This is a genomic window from Pseudomonas izuensis, from assembly GCF_002356535.2.
GTDB lineage: Bacteria > Pseudomonadota > Gammaproteobacteria > Pseudomonadales > Pseudomonadaceae > Aquipseudomonas > Aquipseudomonas izuensis.
Window position 1 is genome coordinate 4132907 of sequence record NZ_AP017423.2, and the last position, 18054, is coordinate 4150960.

General features: G+C 58.7%; 17 protein-coding genes and 1 pseudogene. 13 read left to right on the top strand and 5 right to left on the bottom strand.

The genetic code is table 11. The features are described 5' to 3' along the window. Positions 1-108: 108 nt before the first annotated feature. Both LAB08_RS18040 and LAB08_RS18045 read left to right on the top strand, forming a co-directional pair. Positions 109-1188: a saccharopine dehydrogenase family protein gene (locus LAB08_RS18040; RefSeq protein WP_096510417.1), complete on the top strand. Its 1080-nt coding sequence runs from the start codon at positions 109-111 to the stop codon at positions 1186-1188. Positions 1189-1825: 637 nt separating this feature from the next. Further along, positions 1826-2503 (top strand): DUF3313 domain-containing protein, encoded by a 678-nt coding sequence (locus LAB08_RS18045; protein WP_096510416.1) that lies wholly within the window; start codon positions 1826-1828, stop codon positions 2501-2503. Between the two features lie 98 nt (positions 2504-2601). On the opposite strand, the gene LAB08_RS18050 is transcribed toward LAB08_RS18045, so the two are convergent. The 3 genes from LAB08_RS18050 to LAB08_RS18060 form a co-directional block, all read right to left on the bottom strand. Then, complete coding sequence (locus LAB08_RS18050) at positions 2602-3861, bottom strand: IS110 family RNA-guided transposase (protein ID WP_254007471.1); 1260 nt, start codon at positions 3859-3861, stop codon at positions 2602-2604. 224 nt (positions 3862-4085) lie between these two features. Beyond that, a complete protein-coding gene (locus LAB08_RS30400; RefSeq protein ID WP_254007472.1) occupies positions 4086-4247 on the bottom strand; it encodes a hypothetical protein in 162 nt (53 codons plus the stop codon). 7 nt (positions 4248-4254) lie between these two features. Continuing rightward, on the bottom strand, positions 4255-4704 hold the full coding sequence (locus LAB08_RS18060) for a winged helix-turn-helix transcriptional regulator (RefSeq protein ID WP_096510414.1): 450 nt from the start codon (positions 4702-4704) through the stop codon (positions 4255-4257). A 153-nt stretch (positions 4705-4857) separates the two neighbouring features. Here LAB08_RS18060 and LAB08_RS18065 point away from each other — a divergent pair, with 153 nt between their 5' ends. From LAB08_RS18065 to LAB08_RS18105, 9 genes are all read left to right on the top strand, one after another. Further along, positions 4858-6114 carry an MFS transporter gene (locus LAB08_RS18065; RefSeq protein ID WP_096510413.1) on the top strand — a complete coding sequence of 419 codons (1257 nt, stop codon included), beginning with the start codon at positions 4858-4860 and terminating at the stop codon, positions 6112-6114. Positions 6115-6210: 96 nt separating this feature from the next. Next, positions 6211-6507: a 2Fe-2S iron-sulfur cluster-binding protein gene (locus LAB08_RS18070; protein WP_092397249.1), complete on the top strand. Its 297-nt coding sequence runs from the start codon at positions 6211-6213 to the stop codon at positions 6505-6507. A 66-nt stretch (positions 6508-6573) separates the two neighbouring features. Continuing rightward, positions 6574-7326 (top strand): hypothetical protein, encoded by a 753-nt coding sequence (locus LAB08_RS18075; protein ID WP_096510412.1) that lies wholly within the window; start codon positions 6574-6576, stop codon positions 7324-7326. Positions 7327-7341: 15 nt separating this feature from the next. Next, entirely contained in the window at positions 7342-8682 is a 1341-nt protein-coding gene (locus tag LAB08_RS18080) for an ATP-grasp domain-containing protein (RefSeq protein WP_096510411.1), read from the top strand. A 72-nt stretch (positions 8683-8754) separates the two neighbouring features. Beyond that, positions 8755-10086 (top strand): ATP-grasp domain-containing protein, encoded by a 1332-nt coding sequence (locus LAB08_RS18085; protein WP_096515332.1) that lies wholly within the window; start codon positions 8755-8757, stop codon positions 10084-10086. Positions 10087-10117: 31 nt separating this feature from the next. After that, complete coding sequence (locus LAB08_RS18090) at positions 10118-11347, top strand: ATP-grasp domain-containing protein (protein WP_096510410.1); 1230 nt, start codon at positions 10118-10120, stop codon at positions 11345-11347. 31 nt (positions 11348-11378) lie between these two features. Continuing rightward, positions 11379-12275: an EamA family transporter gene (locus LAB08_RS18095; RefSeq protein WP_096510409.1), complete on the top strand. Its 897-nt coding sequence runs from the start codon at positions 11379-11381 to the stop codon at positions 12273-12275. 80 nt (positions 12276-12355) lie between these two features. Next, positions 12356-13642 (top strand): aminotransferase class V-fold PLP-dependent enzyme, encoded by a 1287-nt coding sequence (locus tag LAB08_RS18100; RefSeq protein ID WP_172901591.1) that lies wholly within the window; start codon positions 12356-12358, stop codon positions 13640-13642. A 116-nt stretch (positions 13643-13758) separates the two neighbouring features. Next, positions 13759-14940, top strand: a complete 1182-nt coding sequence (locus LAB08_RS18105; RefSeq protein WP_096510408.1) for an MFS transporter — start codon at positions 13759-13761, stop codon at positions 14938-14940. A gap of 8 nt (positions 14941-14948) precedes the next feature. Here LAB08_RS18105 and LAB08_RS18110 read toward each other — a convergent pair. After that, positions 14949-15059 (bottom strand): annotated as a pseudogene (locus LAB08_RS18110) (Lrp/AsnC ligand binding domain-containing protein); the annotation flags it as partial. Between the two features lie 255 nt (positions 15060-15314). Between LAB08_RS18110 and LAB08_RS18115 the strand changes: the two are divergent. After that, entirely contained in the window at positions 15315-15695 is a 381-nt protein-coding gene (locus LAB08_RS18115; RefSeq protein WP_096510407.1) for a DUF6632 domain-containing protein, read from the top strand. Positions 15696-15772: 77 nt separating this feature from the next. Here LAB08_RS18115 and LAB08_RS18120 read toward each other — a convergent pair whose 3' ends face one another. After that, complete coding sequence (locus tag LAB08_RS18120) at positions 15773-15910, bottom strand: hypothetical protein (protein ID WP_157755693.1); 138 nt, start codon at positions 15908-15910, stop codon at positions 15773-15775. Between the two features lie 249 nt (positions 15911-16159). On the opposite strand from LAB08_RS18120, the gene LAB08_RS18125 reads away from it, so the two are divergent. Then, positions 16160-17953 (top strand): alpha/beta fold hydrolase, encoded by a 1794-nt coding sequence (locus LAB08_RS18125; RefSeq protein WP_096510406.1) that lies wholly within the window; start codon positions 16160-16162, stop codon positions 17951-17953. The last annotated feature ends 101 nt before the right edge of the window (positions 17954-18054 follow it).

Here is an 18054-nt window from a genome sequence, read left to right on the forward strand (position 1 = left end):
CGGTGCCGGCACACTTCTGCTTGACTCTAAACCTGACTTCAACGTTAGCGTCTGACGCTGATTGGGCAAGGCAATAACGCACTTCATCAATCCTGTCAGGAGCAATGCATGAGTCAGCAAGACAACCCTGTGACGCAGATGAAATGGATGATCTATGGCGCCAATGGTTATACCGGCGAGCTGATCGCTCGCGAAGCCGTCAAGCGTGGACTCAGGCCGGTTTTGGCGGGACGCAGCCGCGACAGGATCGAAACCCTGGCCCGGGAGCTGGGTCTTGAAGCCCGTGTTTTCGGACTGGATGACGAGGCGCGATTGCTCGCCCAGATCAAGGGCCATGGTCTGGTTCTGCATTGCGCAGGGCCGTTTTCGGCGACCGCTGCACCGATGATGGATGCTTGCTTGCGAGCCAATGCGCACTACCTGGATATCACCGGCGAGATTGCCGTGTTCGAACATGCCCAGTCCCTGCAAGAGCGTGCGCAAGCGGCGGGCGTCGTCATTTGCCCTGGCGTCGGCTTCGACGTGATCCCCACTGACTGTGTCGCCGCTGCACTCAAGCGTGCGCTGCCGGATGCAACGCATCTGGCGCTGGGTTTTGATTCCCGTTCCAGCTTTTCGCCTGGTACTGCCAAGACGTCAATCGAAGGCATGGCGCAGGGCGGCAAGATACGTCGCGACGGGAAAATCGTGTCTGTTGCGTTGGCCTATCAGGTGCGTCGCATCGACTTCGGCGACGGCGAGAAGCTGGCGATGACCATTCCCTGGGGCGACGTTTCCACGGCCTGGCACACCACCGGCATTCCCAACATCGAGGTGTTCATACCGGGCTCTGCCGGCATGATTCGCGGTGCCAGGCTCGCCAACTTCATCCGTCCACTGCTGGGTTTGCCGTTCGTGCAGAGGCTGCTCAAGGCACGCATCGGCAAGACGGTGATCGGCCCGGATGAGGAAAAGCGTGCAGATCAAGGCACTTATGTGTGGGGCGAAGCCCGTAACGCTCGCGGAGAATGCAAAGTGGCACGCGTGCACACCGCGAACGTTTACAGCTTGACGATCTACGGTGCGTTGACCGTGGTCGATTACCTGTTGCAGGAGCGTCCGGCTGGCGGCACTTACACACCCGCGAGGCTGATGGGGGTCGATCTGGTGACGGACTTGCCAGGGTCAGGCACCTTGAAGGTCGAATAGACATCGGGAGCCCGTTTGAAACCTGAAAGCGCTGGCTCGAATTCTTCATAAGCCTTGAAGTTCAAACAGTCGCCAAAGGCCGTTCTTTGACTGTCGCCAGCGACTATGGGTGGTCAACAGCCTTTTACGACAGGCAGCAACCGGCCAGAAGCCGACGTTCAATGATGACAAAAAAGGTGCGACATCTTGCCCTCATCTGCAAACGGCGTAGAAAAAGCCAAAAAACTCAGCCTGATGTTGTAATCACCCCGATAGTCAGACGAGGGATTGCAATGCCAATAGTTGTGAATCCGCCCTCGCTCTCGATATGCGCCTTGGCTTGCCCGCGATGCATCTGAAATATAGGCCTGGCCGCGCCGTATCGGACAGTAATCGCAGCGTTATCGTGCCGTTGAACGAAATCTGGCGCATGGTCACGGAAGCTACCTATTCTCTGGATAAGTACACCGACATCACCGTCAGTTAGGCCAAGGTCTGATTCCGCGACATACCGGTGGGGCAGACCAAGTCCGCAACGGGCAAACAAATCTCCGATCAGTTCGAAAATGCCTGGATACAAGCCGTAACTGGAAACATGACTTGGCGCCTTTTGATTCTCTATTGACGGAACACGACTTGATCCCGGAGTGAACCCACCATGACCTTGGCACATAAACTGTTTGTTGGTGTCACACTGACCAGCCTGCTTCTCGGCGGTTGCACCTCCCAGGTCACTGAGCGCGAGCAGTACTCCGGATTCCTATCCAACTACAACAACCTGGAAGAAGTGACCACCACCACGGGTGACAGGGCACTACGCTGGGTAAGCCCGTCATGGAACCCGAATGCGTACGACACCATAGCGTTTAGAACGCTGGAGTTTTATCCCGCGCCAAAATCCAATGAGAGGGTCAATCGGCAGACGCTGGCCGATTTGCAGGACTACATGTCCAGAAAGGCCAAACTCGTGCTGGGCCAGAAGTACCAGAGGGTGTCTAACGCGGCCGCAGCATCGGCCCGATCACACACCCTGATCTTGCGTGCAGCAATCACTGGAGTCAGCGCTTCGAACGAGGGCATGAAGTGGTATGAAGTAATGCCGATCGCGGCTGTTGTTGGAGCGACACAGGCAGCCACCGGTCACCGGGATCAGGATACTAATCTGTTTATAGAAGCTGAATTCATTGACGCGAAAACCCATCAGACAATGGTCAAAGTGGTGCGCAAGTTGTTCGGAAGCCAGCTAGAGAACGAGAGTCAGCGAATCACTACCAAAGACTTTAAAAACGCTATCGAAAAATTGAATACCGATCTCGGGACGTTCGTCCACAGCTGAACTGCCTGCTTTGGGTCGATAACGCCGCTTGATGACAGACAGAAATCGGCCATTAGCGGCCTCTCGCGAAAGGTAGCTTCACGCCCTGAGGAAGTCAGTCAACCTAAATCGAGGTTCTTCAGGAGCGGTGAACCGCGCTTCCTCAAGGCATTCAAATAGGTCGTTTCATCGTAGAGCGTCCTGGTCTGCCAGCACCGATATAGAATCCGAATCCACTTAAACGCGAGTGCGCGTACAGCAGCTTGATAGGTGCTCCCTTTGGCGCGTTGCTGCCGGTAGAAAGCTCCAGCCCAAAAGGATTTATTGATGGTCTGCCCCGCCCATTCCACAAAGGTCTGACGAAGAAATGTTGGACATTGCCAGCGCCAATGCACCCAGCTCTTCTTACCGCTCCGTTCCGTCACCGGGGCAATGCCTGAGTATTTTTGCAACTCGTCCGCGCCATGGAAACGCTCACGTTGCTCTCCGAAGGCTGCGAGTAAACGTGGCGCTAGATGCGGGCCTGCGCCCGGCAAGCCACGAAACAATGCGTAATCCGGTAGTGCAGAAGCGACCCGCTCGACTTCCTTATCGAAGCGATCGATCACCGTGAGGACGGTGCGTAGTTGCTCCACCAACGCGAGGGCGTGTAAGCGGCAAGGCTCGATAATGCCGGCATCTTCTGTGAGCGCAGATGCCGCACGAATCGACGCCAAACGCGCCTCGATCAATGTGGCGCGACGCCCGTTGTGGGCATAAAAGAACGCCTCAAGCGTGGTTTTACGCGCCCGTTTGGCTGACAGGAGTGTCGGCCAGCGAGTGAGGAAATCGCAAAACAACAGAGTGTCTCGCTGCTCGAACCATTCCAGTGCCTGCGGGTAATATTGCTTGAGGGTGTTGCATAAACGGTTGGTAAAACGCGTCTTGTCGTTGACCAGATCCCGGCGCTGTTCGATCAGGCTAAGCAGCGAACGCATGGCCACACTCTGCGGCCTGAGCGCGGTGAACCGTTCAGGATGGCGAAGCAGTAGATCGAGTGCTAACTCCGCATCGGTGGGATCATCCTTGGCGCGACTCGGCTTGAACGCCACGCGATATTTGGCAAGCGTCGAGGGATTGATCGGGAACAGCATGAAAAAGTCATACTTCAGCAGAGCCGACACAATAGGCCCTTTGGCCAACTCCAGAGCTACAGCGATAGGGCCACCGAAGCGCAGGTGCAATGCCTTGGCCCACTCATCAATGCGATCAACCTGGTGCGGAATACAGTCGAACTGACGATGATTGTCATCCCCAGCCTGTAGGCAAATATCATGTTTGGTATCTGCCCAATCAATGCCGACATAGGCTGTGAAGTGCTGACTCAAGGACGCTGTCACGTGAACCTCCGCAAGCGATAAAATAGCTGCTAGGGACATGCATGCTTGCGTTCAGCGAAGGCAATATAGTGAGCCGGTGCGACGGCGAACCCTGAGTATTCGTTATCGAGCGCAAGCGCACCTGTAGACTCGGAACTAAAGCTGCAAACGTCATGCGTTTGGGTCGTTTTATTCGTAGTCTACAGGTGCATGTTCCACCCTCGCTGACAGCTACCTGCCAACCGTTACCAGTATCGATGAAGGTGGGACGGACTATCTATATTGGGTTGTGGATTCAACCGGTCGACCATCCACTCGTAACCGAGGACGATGGCCGACGCGTCAGGCTGGTGGATGTAACGGGTGATTTGCGGCGCAATTTCGAAAGCGCCAGATGAAATGCTCACGTCACCCCTAGCGCTTGACGACCCGCCGATGACAATCGGCCGGGGTCAACACCTTGCCCGCCCTGGAACGTACGGCGATGGTTTCTACCGGCTCCGACAATTCATTGTCGAGCAGCACCGAGTAGCTCTCCCCTGTGTTGAACAAGTAGCGCTCCCCCCACTGGCGCATGCTGACGACGATTGGAAATACCGCGCGCCCCATATCAGTCAGCACATATTCTTTGTAGGCACTGCCGTCGGATGCCGGCTGGATGTTGAATACGCCCAACTCCACGAGCATTTTGAGCTTGACCGTGAGGATGTTCTTGGCGAGACCAAGGCGTTTCTGAAATTCACTGAAGCGGCGAACGTCGTCGAACGCGTCACGGATGATCATTAATACCCAGCGATCTCCGATTTCTTCGAGCGTGCGGGCGACCGGGCATTCGCTCTGCGCCAGTAATTGCTGTCTGGCCATGGATCTCCTGGAAGCGAGTCAGTAGGAAGGGGGGGAAAAGTTCTAACGTCAGACAAAAATGTTTTACAAAATGTGGTTGCATTTAACAACTTCATTTGATAAAAATCAACGCATCGGTTTCCTTTTGAAACCACATATTCCAAGGATGGAGTGATGCCGTTCAAGTCTCATGCCCCGGCAAAGATGGACATCGAAGCCGAAAAATCCAGCGGTGGGCACACGCAAGCCCCCCAAACCCGGGACACCTCCAAGCTCAGTCGCTATCAGACTTTTCTTTTTGCAATTACCTGCGCCATGGCGGTCGCAAACGTCTACTTCGCCCAGCCATTGCTGGAATCGATGGCTGCCAGCCTGTCGGTTTCGCCGGGCACGATTGGTGTCGTAGTGACCGCGACACAAGCCGGTTATGCCGTCGGATTGTTGTTTATCGTTCCGCTGGGTGATTTGCTCAATCGCAAGAAACTTATCCTTACACAAATGCTGCTGTCGGCTCTGGCCCTGTGCGCAGTTGGCCTGTCGCAGGATTGGGGCATGTTGCTCGGCGCGATGGTGCTGGTGGGCCTGATGGCGGTCGTGGTGCAAGTGGTGGTTGCCTACGCCGCTTCGCTGGCGAGTCCCGAGCAGCGTGGCGAAGCCGTCGGCACCGTGACCAGTGGCGTGGTGCTGGGCATTCTGCTGGCCCGCTTCGTCTCCGGTGCAGTGGCTGATCTGGCTGGCTGGCGCGGCGTTTATTTTGTCTCGGCCGCCCTGATGATCGGCATGGCACTGGTGCTGATGCGCACCATGCCTGCCTCCACCACGCCACCGGCGAAAGGCGGCTACTGGCAATTGCTGCGATCGGTGTTCCAGTTGTACCTGACCGAACGCACATTGCGTGTCCGGGGCACCTTCGCCCTGCTCATCTTCGCCGCGTTCAGTGTGTTGTGGACGTCGATGGTACTGCCGCTCAGCGCGCCACCGTTGTCACTGTCACACACCCAGATTGGTTTGTTCGGACTCGCCGGTGTGGCCGGTGCGCTGGCTGCGGCACGGGCCGGACGGCTCGCCGACCAAGGGCTCGGCAATCGCACCACAGGCGTCGCGTTGGCACTATTGACCTTGTCCTGGCTGCCTACGGCGTTCGTTGAACACTCATTGTTCGCCATGGTGGTGGGTGTGGTGTTACTGGATTTCGCCGTGCAAGCCGTCCATGTAACCAATCAGAGCCTGATCTTTGCCGCACGACCCGATGCACAAAGCCGATTGGTGGGCGCCTACATGTGTTTCTACTCGGTGGGCAGTGGTCTGGGTGCAATAGCCGCTACTTATACTTATGCACACTTTGGCTGGGTCGCCGTTTGCATATTGGGTGCCGCCATCAGCGCAGTCGCCCTGCTGTATTGGATCTACTTGGAACTGACTTCCAAATAACTTTCCAACATCAACAAACTTCTCGCGATCGTAAGTTAACGGATGGCGTGAAGCAGTGGGCCTGCCACACACACTTTAATATCAACCGAGGTCAGTATGGCGTTGCACACACTCACTATTGCGTCGCATCAACTTGAGTTTCAATTACCGGTCAACTCGCCTATTACCGATATCGAGTGGGAAGCCGGTGGAAAGAACGTGATCCCGCTGGGCTGCCGCGTCGGGGCCTGCGGCGCCTGTCTGATCAAAGTCAAATCGGGTCTCGAGGCGTTAAACCCTCGGGACGGCGATGAAGAAGCGTTTATCGAAGTACTGGGTTACACCGGCGAAGAATACCGCCTGGCGTGCCAGTGCCTGATAAGAGGTGAATTAGCCATTGAAGTCATTGGCTGATAGTTGCAGTTGAAGTCGGTTCATTAATTAACGCGTTAAAAACAAACCCTAAACAGAGGCTTGATTATGCTTAACCGTGTAAAGAATGTTGGCTATGGTGATCGCACTCCTTTTCTCAATGCTGCCGCGTCGTTAAATCTGCGTGGGGAAGTTGACCGGATTATCGATGCACAAGTCGAGCAATGGTACGCAACCGTGCCTCAAGCCGCTCACCTGGAAGGCAAAGATGTCAACAGCGCGTACTACAAACGTCACCTGGTCGAAACCGCATGGCGCATCCGTCTGCTGCGCGTGGCTGAAGCAAAAGCCCTGGTCGAAGTGGCCAAGGTCAGCCCGGAAGCAGCACAGATCTGGGCCCACTACGAACAGGAAGAAATGCTCCACGACGACCTGTTCATTCAGGATCTGGAACGTGTCGGCGTAAGTCGCGAAGAGTTCCTGGCCACCGAACCGTACCTGTCCACCAAGTTGCTGGCGGGCTTCTTCTCCTACCTGCTGGACCACGAAGGCCCACTGGGCGTCGTTGCCTATTCGTACCTGGTCGAGTACGTGAACGTGAAGCTCGAACCACGCAAGCTCGAAGCCCTCAAGGCGTCGGTTGGCGAGAAAAACATCATCGGTCAGGTTTCCCACTCTCACACCGATATCAACGACGACCATCCGGGTGAAGTCTGGGCCGCTCTGCGCTTCCTGATCAAAGGTGAGCAGGACATCGAAGCCCTGAAACGCTACCTGGCCGAGCATCAGAAAATTCTCGCCATGTACTTCAGCGAGCTGTACATCGACACCCTGGCCAAGCCGCAAGACAAGGCAGCTTAAGCCATGGAGCAGGCAATGAATTCAAATCGACCCGGCGTTCTGATCCTGAGCCACTGCGGCTTTTCTTTCCTGGAGGACTTGAAGGAGGAGCTGCATCGCCGCCAGCTCCGGTGTTTCGTACTGACTTCATTGCCGCTTCCGGAACACGTGCCGGCCCGCCTGGAACAGATTCAGGGCTGGGCGGACCGGCTCTACACCGCAGACTCTCACCAGTTGAGACTGGAAGATGTGAACAACGCACTCCAGACGCTGCGCAAGTCCGGCGAGCAAGTCACCTGCTGCATCAGTGTGTGGGAAGGTTATCGACACCTGATGGCCGCAGCCAACGCTGCGCTCGGAACGTATGACATTGATGCCCGACAGGCTCTGGCATTGCGCAACAAGCTTGAGGTGCGCAACCAACTGGCCGAGGCAGGATTATCGCAAGCCAATGCTTATGCATTGACTGCACCGGTGCTGGAAACACTGCAAGCGCAGAACCAGCGCTACTTCATCAAACCGATCCACGGGATCGCTTCGTATGCAGCGTTTCCGATGCGCAAGGACACCACCTGGCAAGCGCTTGAGGAACTGCGCAAGGCTTCGGTCGAGGACACGGTGTATGCCTCGGCCTTCAACGACGGCTTGCAGTTCATGGCGGAGGATTACATCGCCGGCCAGGAATTCAGTTTCGAGACGCTGTTGGTCGATGGTCAGGCGCATGTCGTGGCCGTCCATGAAAAATACGAAGTGACCGAGACTGCTGACACGGTGCTGGAAGACAGCTGCACCACGCCGCCGGCAAGCCTTGATCAGGCGCAGATTGCGGCGGGCTTGCAATGGCTGAAGAACGTGCTGGGCTGCATGGATCTCAAGTGGGGCTGTTACCACGTTGAAGCGCGTTTCACCGGGCAACACTGGGACCTGATCGAGATCAATCCGCGCGTTGGCGGCAGCTTGATTTCCCACAGCGTCGAGGCCGTCACCGGCGGCCTCAGCATGCTCTCACTGTGGCTGGATCTGCTTCTGGCCAGTCAGGACGACGCCCTGCCCCGCGAAGCGCTCGTGCAACGCCTGACCCAATTTGGCTGGCAGGCGGACGGCAGCAGCGCACAGACCACAGCGACTTTCTTCCGGGTCTATTTCGCCAAACCGGGAACGCTGAGCTCAGTCACCCTCAACGACCTGCCCCTGACGCCGGTGGTGAAACACATCCTGCTCAAAGCAGGCGATGTGATTCCCGCGCATGCCCGCGAAGTGTTTTTGGGCCAGTTGCTGTGGACGTTCGACCGAGACCGTCAGGCAACGGAACTTGAGCGTCTGGCGCGTCTTTCCGCCACGGCCCTGGACATCCAGTACGACGTTGAGAGCCATTGAAAACCCGCTGAGCAAGCGCCTGGAACAGCAATGCTGTCCATGAACAATTCCATGCATTTGAGGATGACGAACATGCCGCTGCGTGCGCCTGTATTGTTAATAGTGGACTACAACCTGAGCCGGATCGGCGATGTTCTGCACATGCGCAACTATGCGCGCCAGCAATGGGGCGCCGAGACCTGGCTGGTCCGGGACAATCCTCAGGTTCATGACCTGCAGATCAGTGACCGGGTCATCGATGCCGACCCGCTGGACCCGGATTTCGTCCCCCATGCGCTGCGTCAGTTGGGCGAGGACGCTCGCAGAATCAGTGCTGGAATGGTGTTTTCCGACAACGCGGTCGCCAGCGGTGCGGCCCTGCTCGAACAACTCGGCCTGCCGGTGGACGACGCCGAGCTGGCGCTGGGGGCCTTTGACAAACTGGCCTACCGCATTGCCGAGCGTCGCGACCGTCCCCTGCTTGACCCGCTGGGGGTCATGCTGCCGGACTTCCAACAGATCGGAAGCATCAACGATGTGCGCAATTTCGCCCTGCGCCAGGAACGCGGCTTCGTCATCAAACCTGCGTGTGAAGGCAACAATCGCGGGGTGGTGATGGTCGCACCGGGGGGTGATTGCGAGCAGGCCTTTGCCGAAGTGGCGCCCTACCTGGAGGGCGGTGTGTTGGCAGAAGCGTTCATCACCTTCACCCGCGAATACTCTTATGACGGCTTGGGCGATCTTTGGTTTATCACGGAAAAAGTCAGCGCCACCGGACGTTATCCCGTGGAAGTAGCGCAGATCCTGCCCGCCCGCCTCAGCCAGCCAGAGCGTCAGGCGATTCGTCAGACCGGCGAGCAGGTCAATCGTCTGGTCGGCCAGCGAATCGGTCCGTTTCACAACGAGATCAAACTCAGTGATGCCGATTACCAAACGGCCGTGATCGAGCCTAACCGTCGTCCCGGCGGCATGAAAATCTGGACGCTGGCGCACGCGGTACATGGAGTCGATCTGTATGCGGCGTGGGTCGATTCGGTGTTCCGCGCGTCGGTGCCGCAGGAACTGCCACCGGCAACCTGCAGCGCCGCCACGGTGATGTTCGGCGTACCCGAGGACATGATGCTCGACGTGATCGAACTGGGCGAAATCCGCACCATGGTTGATGACACGCTGACGTTGGCCGCGCAGACCCTCGACTTGGCCAAGGACGATATAGCGCTGCTCGAATGCGCCTGGATCATCGGCCAGTCACGGCTGATCCATGCAACACCCAGAGACAACAGCGACTTCGTGGCCCATGCCTGCGTCGCGTTGCATGACGCGCGCATCGACATTCGCGATCTGGTGACGGTGCTGCGTGAACAGTGGCTCACGGTACTGAACCGTCACCTGTCCGCTGCGCAATTGTTCAAGGTCGCGTCCTGACTTCTCTTTAATACGCTTTGAGATCCCCGGCATGAAAATCCTGATTCTTCACCGTGTCCCGTATCCGCGTATCGAATACCACCGCGGGATTGACCATGACTTGCACGATGTCACGTACATCGGCAAACAATCGGCGATCGATACGCTCCCCGCCGATCTGCGCTGCCATAGCGTGGTGCGAGCCGGGCTGAACAGCGCCTTCGATGAAACGCTGGCGTGGCTGGCCGAAAGCCCACAAACCTTTGATCGCGTCATTTCGATGTCCGAGTACGAATTGCTCGACGCGGCGCGTCTGCGCGAAGTTCTGAATATCGAAGGTGAGTCGTTGCAGTCGGTGACCCTGGCGCGCAACAAGCTGGAGATGAAAGCAGCGGTTCAAGCCCGGCATCTGCGTGTACCGCGCTTCATGTCGCTGGAGCGCTATCTGGCGCTGCAAGGCCATGTGCCGTGGACTGGCGCAACCGTGCTGAAACCTCACAGCGGCGCGTCGAGCGTGGACGTCAGCATTCATCAGCAACCGGCTCGCGCCTTCGATGAGATCAGGCACAAGATCAGCTGTCTTGCGCTGCGCGTTGATGAGTTTCAGGTCGAAGAGTACATCAGCGGCCCGATCCGCCATTTCGACGGTCTGGTATTGAACGGTCGGGTCATCACCCTGCTGTCCAGCGAATACGTGGGCACCTGCCTGGATTACATGGAGCGCGGTCAACCGCTCGGTTCGTGGCACATCGAAACCACGGCGTCGATGCATGAGTGGGTCAGCGCGGCGCTGCAAGCGGTGCAGATTCACAATGGCGCGTTCCATCTCGAAGCGATCATGGCGGACGACGAGCCGGTGTTCCTCGAGGTTGGTAACCGGGTCGGTGGCGCGGATGTGGTCGCGACCTATGAGCTCGCCACGGGCATCCACTTGCCGTCGCTGGAATTACGCATTCACGTAGACGGCGAGCTGGACCTTTCGGCCTTCAATCGCCAGCAGCACGACCTGGGTTTCGGCTGGTTTGTGTTCCCGGGGCACACCCATCCGGAGCGCATCTACCAGGGCCTGGACGGCGCCGAAGAGCTGCGCGCGAGTGCGCACGTCGTGCAATGGAACGAACTGTCAGTGGGCGCGCTGTTGCCGGAGCACGTGACGTATTCGGCGTTCGAAGCGCCATTGGCCGGCATTGTCAAAAGCGCTGACCCCCAGCAGACCCGGGCATGGATGCAATCGTTGTTTTCACATGTGCGCCTGACGCACAACCTGACCTCTGTGGCGTGACACCGACCTCCTTCATCAAGGCAAATAATCCATGAAACCACTGCACGTAGTGTTGGCTGTATTGATAACGGCAATCTGGGGTGTGAATTTCTCGGTGATCAAACTGGGACTGGCCACCGTCGATCCGTTCATCCTGGCGGGTATCCGCTTCAGTCTCTGTGCGTTACCGGCGATTTTCTTCATCCGTAAACCCGACGTGCCGTGGCGCTACATCATCGGCTATGGCCTGGTGTTCGGCATTGGTCTGTGGGGCGTGGTCAATCTGGGTATCAAGGCCGGGCTGTCGGCGGGCATCGCGTCGCTGGTGCTGCAGTTCAGCGCGTTCTTCACCATCCTGCTCGGCGGTTGGGTGTTCAAGGAAGCGCTGACCCGCTTCCAGGTGCTGGGCATGTTGATCGCCCTCGCGGGGCTGTTGTGCATCATCAAGATCAGTGACGGTTCGGTGAGCCTGACCGGCGTGTTGCTGGTGCTGGTGGGCGCGGCGTCCTGGAGCGTTGCCAACATCATTAACAAGAAGGCCAGCACCAAGGATGTCTTCGGCTTTCTGGTCTGGTCCAGCGCGTTTGCACCGATTCCGCTGTTCGCCCTCGATTACGCGGTGAACGGCAGCGCCGGCTACACCGCGTTGGTCAGTCAGGTGAACACGACTGCCGTGTTGTCGATCCTGTTCCAGGTCTATCCCAACACGCTGTTCGCTTACTGGATCTGGAACTCGCTGCTCAAAACCTATCCGGTCTCCACAGTGGCACCGCTGTCTCTGCTGGTGCCGATCTTCGGCATGCTCGGCTCGGTAGTGGTGTTCAACGAAAGTGTGCCGGTGAGCAAAGTACTGGCGGTGGTGCTGATCGTGCTCGGCCTGGCCGTCGGCCTCTATGGTCAGCGTATTTTCAACGCTATATTCGCGCGTCCTGCGCGCACTTCAATGTGAATCGATAGGGAACCGGTATGAGTCTGGGAAGACGTGATTTTATGGGCGCCACTGTAGGAGCGACCCTGATTGGAGGCAGCATGTTTGCTGGAGTAGTAAACGCACAGGTGGGTCAAGCGCCTGTCAAGGATGAAACCGTAACGACGCTTGACCCCGCCGATTGGGCGTCGGTACGGGCGCAGTTCAAGCTGTCGCCGGAGTTTGTGCACATTTCCAATTTCTTTCTGGCTTCCAACCCCAAGCCGGTACGCGATGCGATGGCGCGCCACCGCCAGGCCTTCGACGAGAACCCTTACAGCTACCTTGAAGACAATATGTTCGCCAAACCCGAAGACATGGTTTGGCGCAAGGTTTGCGCTGCGGCGGCGGAGTACACCGGTGGCCGGGCCGAGGACATCGCGCTGACCACCAGCACCACGCAGGGTCTGGCGATGATTTACAACGGCCTGAAGCTGCGTCCCGATCAGGAAATCCTGACCACCCATCACGAGTGGTATACCCACGACGAGGCCATGCGCCTGGCAGTGGTCAAATGGGGTGGGAGCATCCGTCGCATCGACCTGTACGAAGGGCCTGAGGATGTCAGTGTCGACGCGATCGTCGCGCGCATAGAAGCGGCCATCAAACCCTCGACGCGCATTCTGGCCATGACCTGGGTGCACTCGGGCACTGGCGTGCGCTTGCCGCTCAAGGACATCGGTGCACTTGTGACCCGACTCAATCGTGATCGCGCTGAAGCCGATCGGATCATCTATGTGATCGACGGTGTGCACGGCTTCGGTTGTTCCGAGGCGCAGGTGGCCAGTCTGGGCTGCGACTTTTTCAGCGCCGGCACGCACAAGTGGATTCTTGGCCCGCACGGTACGGGGCTAATCTGGGCACGTGAAGGTCAATGGGCGCAGATCACTCCCACCATCCCTACCATCATGGCCGCCGAGCCTGGCAACGCCTGGCGCCAGCAACGCGATCCGCAAGGTGAAACGCAGGCCGCCTGGGTCAGCCCTGGAGGGTTCCTGGCGTTTGAAAACCAGTGGGGCGTGATCGAGGCATTCGAGTTCGTCAAGAAAATCGGCCGCAAGCGCATCGCCGACCGCGTCGCCGAACTCAACGGTCAACTGAAAGAAGGCCTGGCGAAGCTGCCCAATGTGCACCTGCATACGCCCCGCTCCGCCGAGTTTTCCGCTGGCATCGTGTGCTGCGACGTTAAAGGCTGGACGCCCAAGGATGTCGTGGCGAAGTTGAAAGCGCAGAAGATCATCGCCAGTGCCACACCGTATCGCCATTCGACGGTGCGTTTCTCTGCCGGGATCATCAACACCCCTGAAGATATCGAGAAAACCCTCAAGGTCATGCGCACGTTCGCCTGACACCCGGCCACCCCGGATCGACGCCAGTCTTCTGCACCGCTCAATGCGGCTGCGGGGCTGACGTCGGCCGTTCAAATTCAATGAATCGCGCGTACTCAAGGGCAAGGATCGACGACATGAGTGAACACCCAAGCACCGCAAAAGAGTTGGCCATTTTCCTGTTCTGCTCGACGGTCTACCGCCTGTTTTCCGGCGCACTGCTGGTCTCGTTGACCTGGACCATTCTCAAACAGAACGATGGCGACTACCTGCCGTTGGCCCTGGCGATTTTCTGCTCGTTCATACCGGCGTTCATCACCCCGATGATGATCAAGCGCCTGTCGCGCCACATGACCGGACGCCAGATGAGCAGCCTGTTCGTACTGTGCCTGACGGGCCTGGCGCTGATCTCCGGGTTCTCGCGAAACTTTACCCTCGGCTTGCTGATCACCAACCTGTTTGTGTGGCTGATGATCATGTCGCTCGAGGCCAGCCTGGACATGTGGTTTACCCAGCTGCAACGGGGCATGGATGAAACCAAAGTACGGCGGATCAGTGGCGCCACCACGGCCACCAGCCAGGCGGCCCTGATGATCGGTCCGTTGTTGGCAGCGGGTTTGATGCCGATTCTGACCGGCATCGGTTTTTCCCTTGTACTGAGCACCGGTTTCTTGCTGGTTGCGGGTATTTGCTACACGCGCAACGGCCTGCCCATGGATGTTCGCGAGAAGCCCGAAGTGGCGGCTCCCGCCAGACTGCCGATGACCTTGTTTGTGCCGATGGTGCTGATCTGGCCGATTCTAGGCGCGTTCAATTTCATGCTGCCCGTGTATGTATCGAATCACGGATGGACGCTGTTTGAACTGGGTGTCCTTGATGCCGTGTTCGGCTTGGGCATGGCGCTGATCGGTGTGCTGGTCATCATCGCCAACACCGGCCGTAACCTGCTGGTTTACCTGTCGGCGCTGACTGCGCTGGCGGTGATTTCCACCACGATGTGGTGGCTGATGCCGGACACGCTGTTTCTCAAAGCGCTGAGCCTGTTAATTCTGGGCATGGCCTTTGGCGGTGCTCGTGTGCATATCCGTGTCGCGATTGCCTGCCGCTACAGCGAAGCGGCCGTCGGTTTGTACGTGAGCAAGGCAAATGCCCTGGCAACGCCGATGCTGCTGCTGATCCTCAGTCTGCAGTTGGCGATCATCGAGAACGCCTGGCTGCTGCCGTTCCTGCTGGTGACCCTGTCGGTCGTGCTGTTGCTGCAGACCTCGGCGACGCGCTTTGCCCGAGGGCAAACGCCTGTCGAAGCCATGGGTGCCTGAACGCCGAACTACAACGGCAACGGCCGATCCTGAACCACCCGCTTCATCACCAACGTCGACGTCAGTCTTTGAACATTGGGCAATGTTGAAAGGCTGTCGTCGTACAGCCGCTGGAACGCTAATCGGCCAGAAGCAGCCGCTGGACGGAGCGATAGCAAATGAGTAGCTATGCTTGGTCTACTGCCGGAACTGATTGAGCAGATTGGGCTTTGCGTCCATGGTGTATCAACCCCATCAGCGGTCACCCGACTGTCACAATACCCGGCCTGGTCAGGGAGAGACGACAGAACAAGGAATGCTATCCACCAAGCCCGTGAAGGCGTTATCACCCCACTTGGGGTCCATTCAGAGTCAGGCCCAAAGAGGAGTCCGCCATGACCGTAGTCGATCGCCTCAGGTATTTGCGGGTCGTTCTGGTTTTGGCTGGCCTCGCGTGCCTCGCTCTCTACCCGCTTATGTTGTTCTGGCCGTCCGGCTGGGCCTGGCACGTCGGTCACTCGGACTACCCGATGATGATCGTTGGCATCTACGCCACGCTTGGCGTGTTCTTGATCCTGGCCGCGCGTGATCCATTGGCCAATCTGAGCCTGATCTGGTTCACCGTGTGGTCCAGCGCCGTACACGGAGGCGTCATGGCCGTCCAGGCGGTCACCCAGCCGGGGCAAATGGGGCACTTGGCAGGTGACGTGCCGGCGCTCTTCATCGTGGCGGTTGCCTTGGCCATCTTGACGCCCCGCTCGCAATTGGCCGCTTGATCCCGGACACACAATGGGGCCTGAGAGCAGGTTTGACTGTCAGGGTCGGGAGGAAAATCGCGTCGCTGCGAAAGTTGCTAGGGTTGCTGATTAGGAATGAACAGCACCAACCCGACCTGATACCTGGACAACGCGAGGGGCGTGATGTCCAGGTTGGACATGAACCGCCGGGCATAGACGAACGAGCTTCCGAGGCTGAGCGACCCCAGAATCATGTAGCCCACGCCCCATAAATCGAGCCCGCCAGCACCGGTATTTTCCTCGCCAGTGATGTGTCCAGCGACATGCTGGGGTCCGAAATAGTCGTCGATCCTTCCCTGGCTTTCACCCTTTCAATTCGTCAGCCCACGATTGCCCTTGTCATGAAATGAAAACTCTCTGTCGTGCGATGCGAGGTGACCGCAGCCGTTGCTGCCCTAGAGTCGGTGCAAAACAACAACGCGCCCGGAAACACGAGAGCCGCCATGAGCAGATCCACCCGAACGAGCGAGACCGCAACCCCCACCCAACGTCCCCAGGCGACCGGCCGAAAGCGTCGCGCTCGCAAGGATGGCGATGTCCCGGACAACACCCGGCAACAAGAGCTGATCGGCACGGCCGCCAACCAGACCCTGGCAGGCAATCCGCTGGTCAGCGTGCGGGCGGCGGACCTGGCCAGTTCGGCCGGCTATCTGCTCAAGGCCGTGGGCAAATCGCCGCTCAAGGCTGGCGCTCATCTGGGTGGCTACCTGAAGGCGCTGCGCGGCATCGCCGGCGGTAATTCCAGCATTGCGCCGGACCCGAAGGACAAGCGCTTCGCCGATCCGGCCTGGCAATCCAACGCCTTTCTGCGTGCCCTGCTGCAGAGCTACCTGGCCGGTCAAAGTGAGCTGACCCGCTTCATCGATTCCACCGACCTTGCCCCGCTGGAAAAGAGCCGGGCCAGGTTTGTCGCAGAGCTTCTGGCCGATGCCGTTGCACCGAGCAACTCCCCGCTGACTAATCCAGTGGCGCTGCGCAAGCTGGTGGACACCGGTGGCATGAGCCTGGCCAGGGGTATGCGCCAATTCGGCCGGGATATGTTGACCAACCGTGGACTCCCGAGACAGGTCGACAGTACGCCGTTCAAGGTGGGGGAAAACATCGCCACGGCCAAGGGCCAAGTGGTGTTTCGCAACGAGATGTTCGAGCTGTTGCAGTTCGCGCCCACTACCGAAAACATCTATGCCCGGCCCTTGGTGATGTCGCCGCCGCAAATCAACAAGTACTACGCCATCGACCTTTCGCCGGAGAAAAGCCTGATCCAGTGGATTCAGGACAGCGGCGTGAACCTCTTCGTCATCAGCTGGCGCAATCCCACCCGCGAGCACCGCGACTGGGGCTTGGCCGAGTACGCGCTGTGCCTCGACCAGGCTGTGGACGTGGCGCGCCAAATCACCGGTAGCCCGGATGTGAACATGTGGGGCTCCTGCTCGGGCGGCATCACCCTGGCCGCCTACCTGGGCTGGCTGGCGGCCCGTGGCGAAGGCCATAAGGTGGCCAACACCAGTTGGGCCGTGTGCGTGCTCGATATGCCCTCGGCGCTGGACGACACCACCCTGGGGCTGTTCACCACCCCGTCCGCCCTGCGTGCGGCCAAGGCAAGTTCTCGGCGCAAGGGTGTGCTGAGCGGCCAGGGCATGGCCCGCATGTTCGCCTGGATGCGGCCCAACGACCTGATCTGGAATTACTGGGTCAACAATTACCTGCTGGGCAATAAGCCGCCGGCCTTCGACATCCTGGCCTGGAACAACGACACCACGCGTCTGCCCGCCCAACTGCACGCGGACTACCTCGACCTGATCCAGCAGAACCCCTACAGCAACCCGGGCTCACTGGAGATTGCCGGCGAGTCGATTGACATGACCCAGGTGAAGGTGGGCGCCTATGTGGTGGGCGGCACCACCGACCATATCACCCCTTGGCAGGGCTGCTACGGCACCGCCCGGCTGTTTGGCGAGGACGCAACCTACGTGCTATCCAACGCCGGGCACCTGCAGAGCCTGGTGAACCCGCCGGGCAACCCCAAGTCGTTCTATTACGCGGCGCCTGCGGCCGCCGAGACCCCGGAAACCTGGCTGCAGAACGCCGGGGATCGCCAGCAAGGCAGCTGGTGGCCGCATTGGCGGGAATGGATCGGGCAGCGCTCGGGCGACAGCCGGCCGGCGCCGAAGAAGCTCGGCTCGCGCAAGTACCCGCCCCTGTGCCCCGCACCGGGCACCTATGTCATGGAGCGTTGAGGCTGCCCTCTCTTCCTTGAGCTGAAACCCAGGCCACCCGTGGGTTTCAGCGCTTTGCGCAGGTGAGGATCGGCCGGGCGGCGCGGCCCTTGAATCGCGGC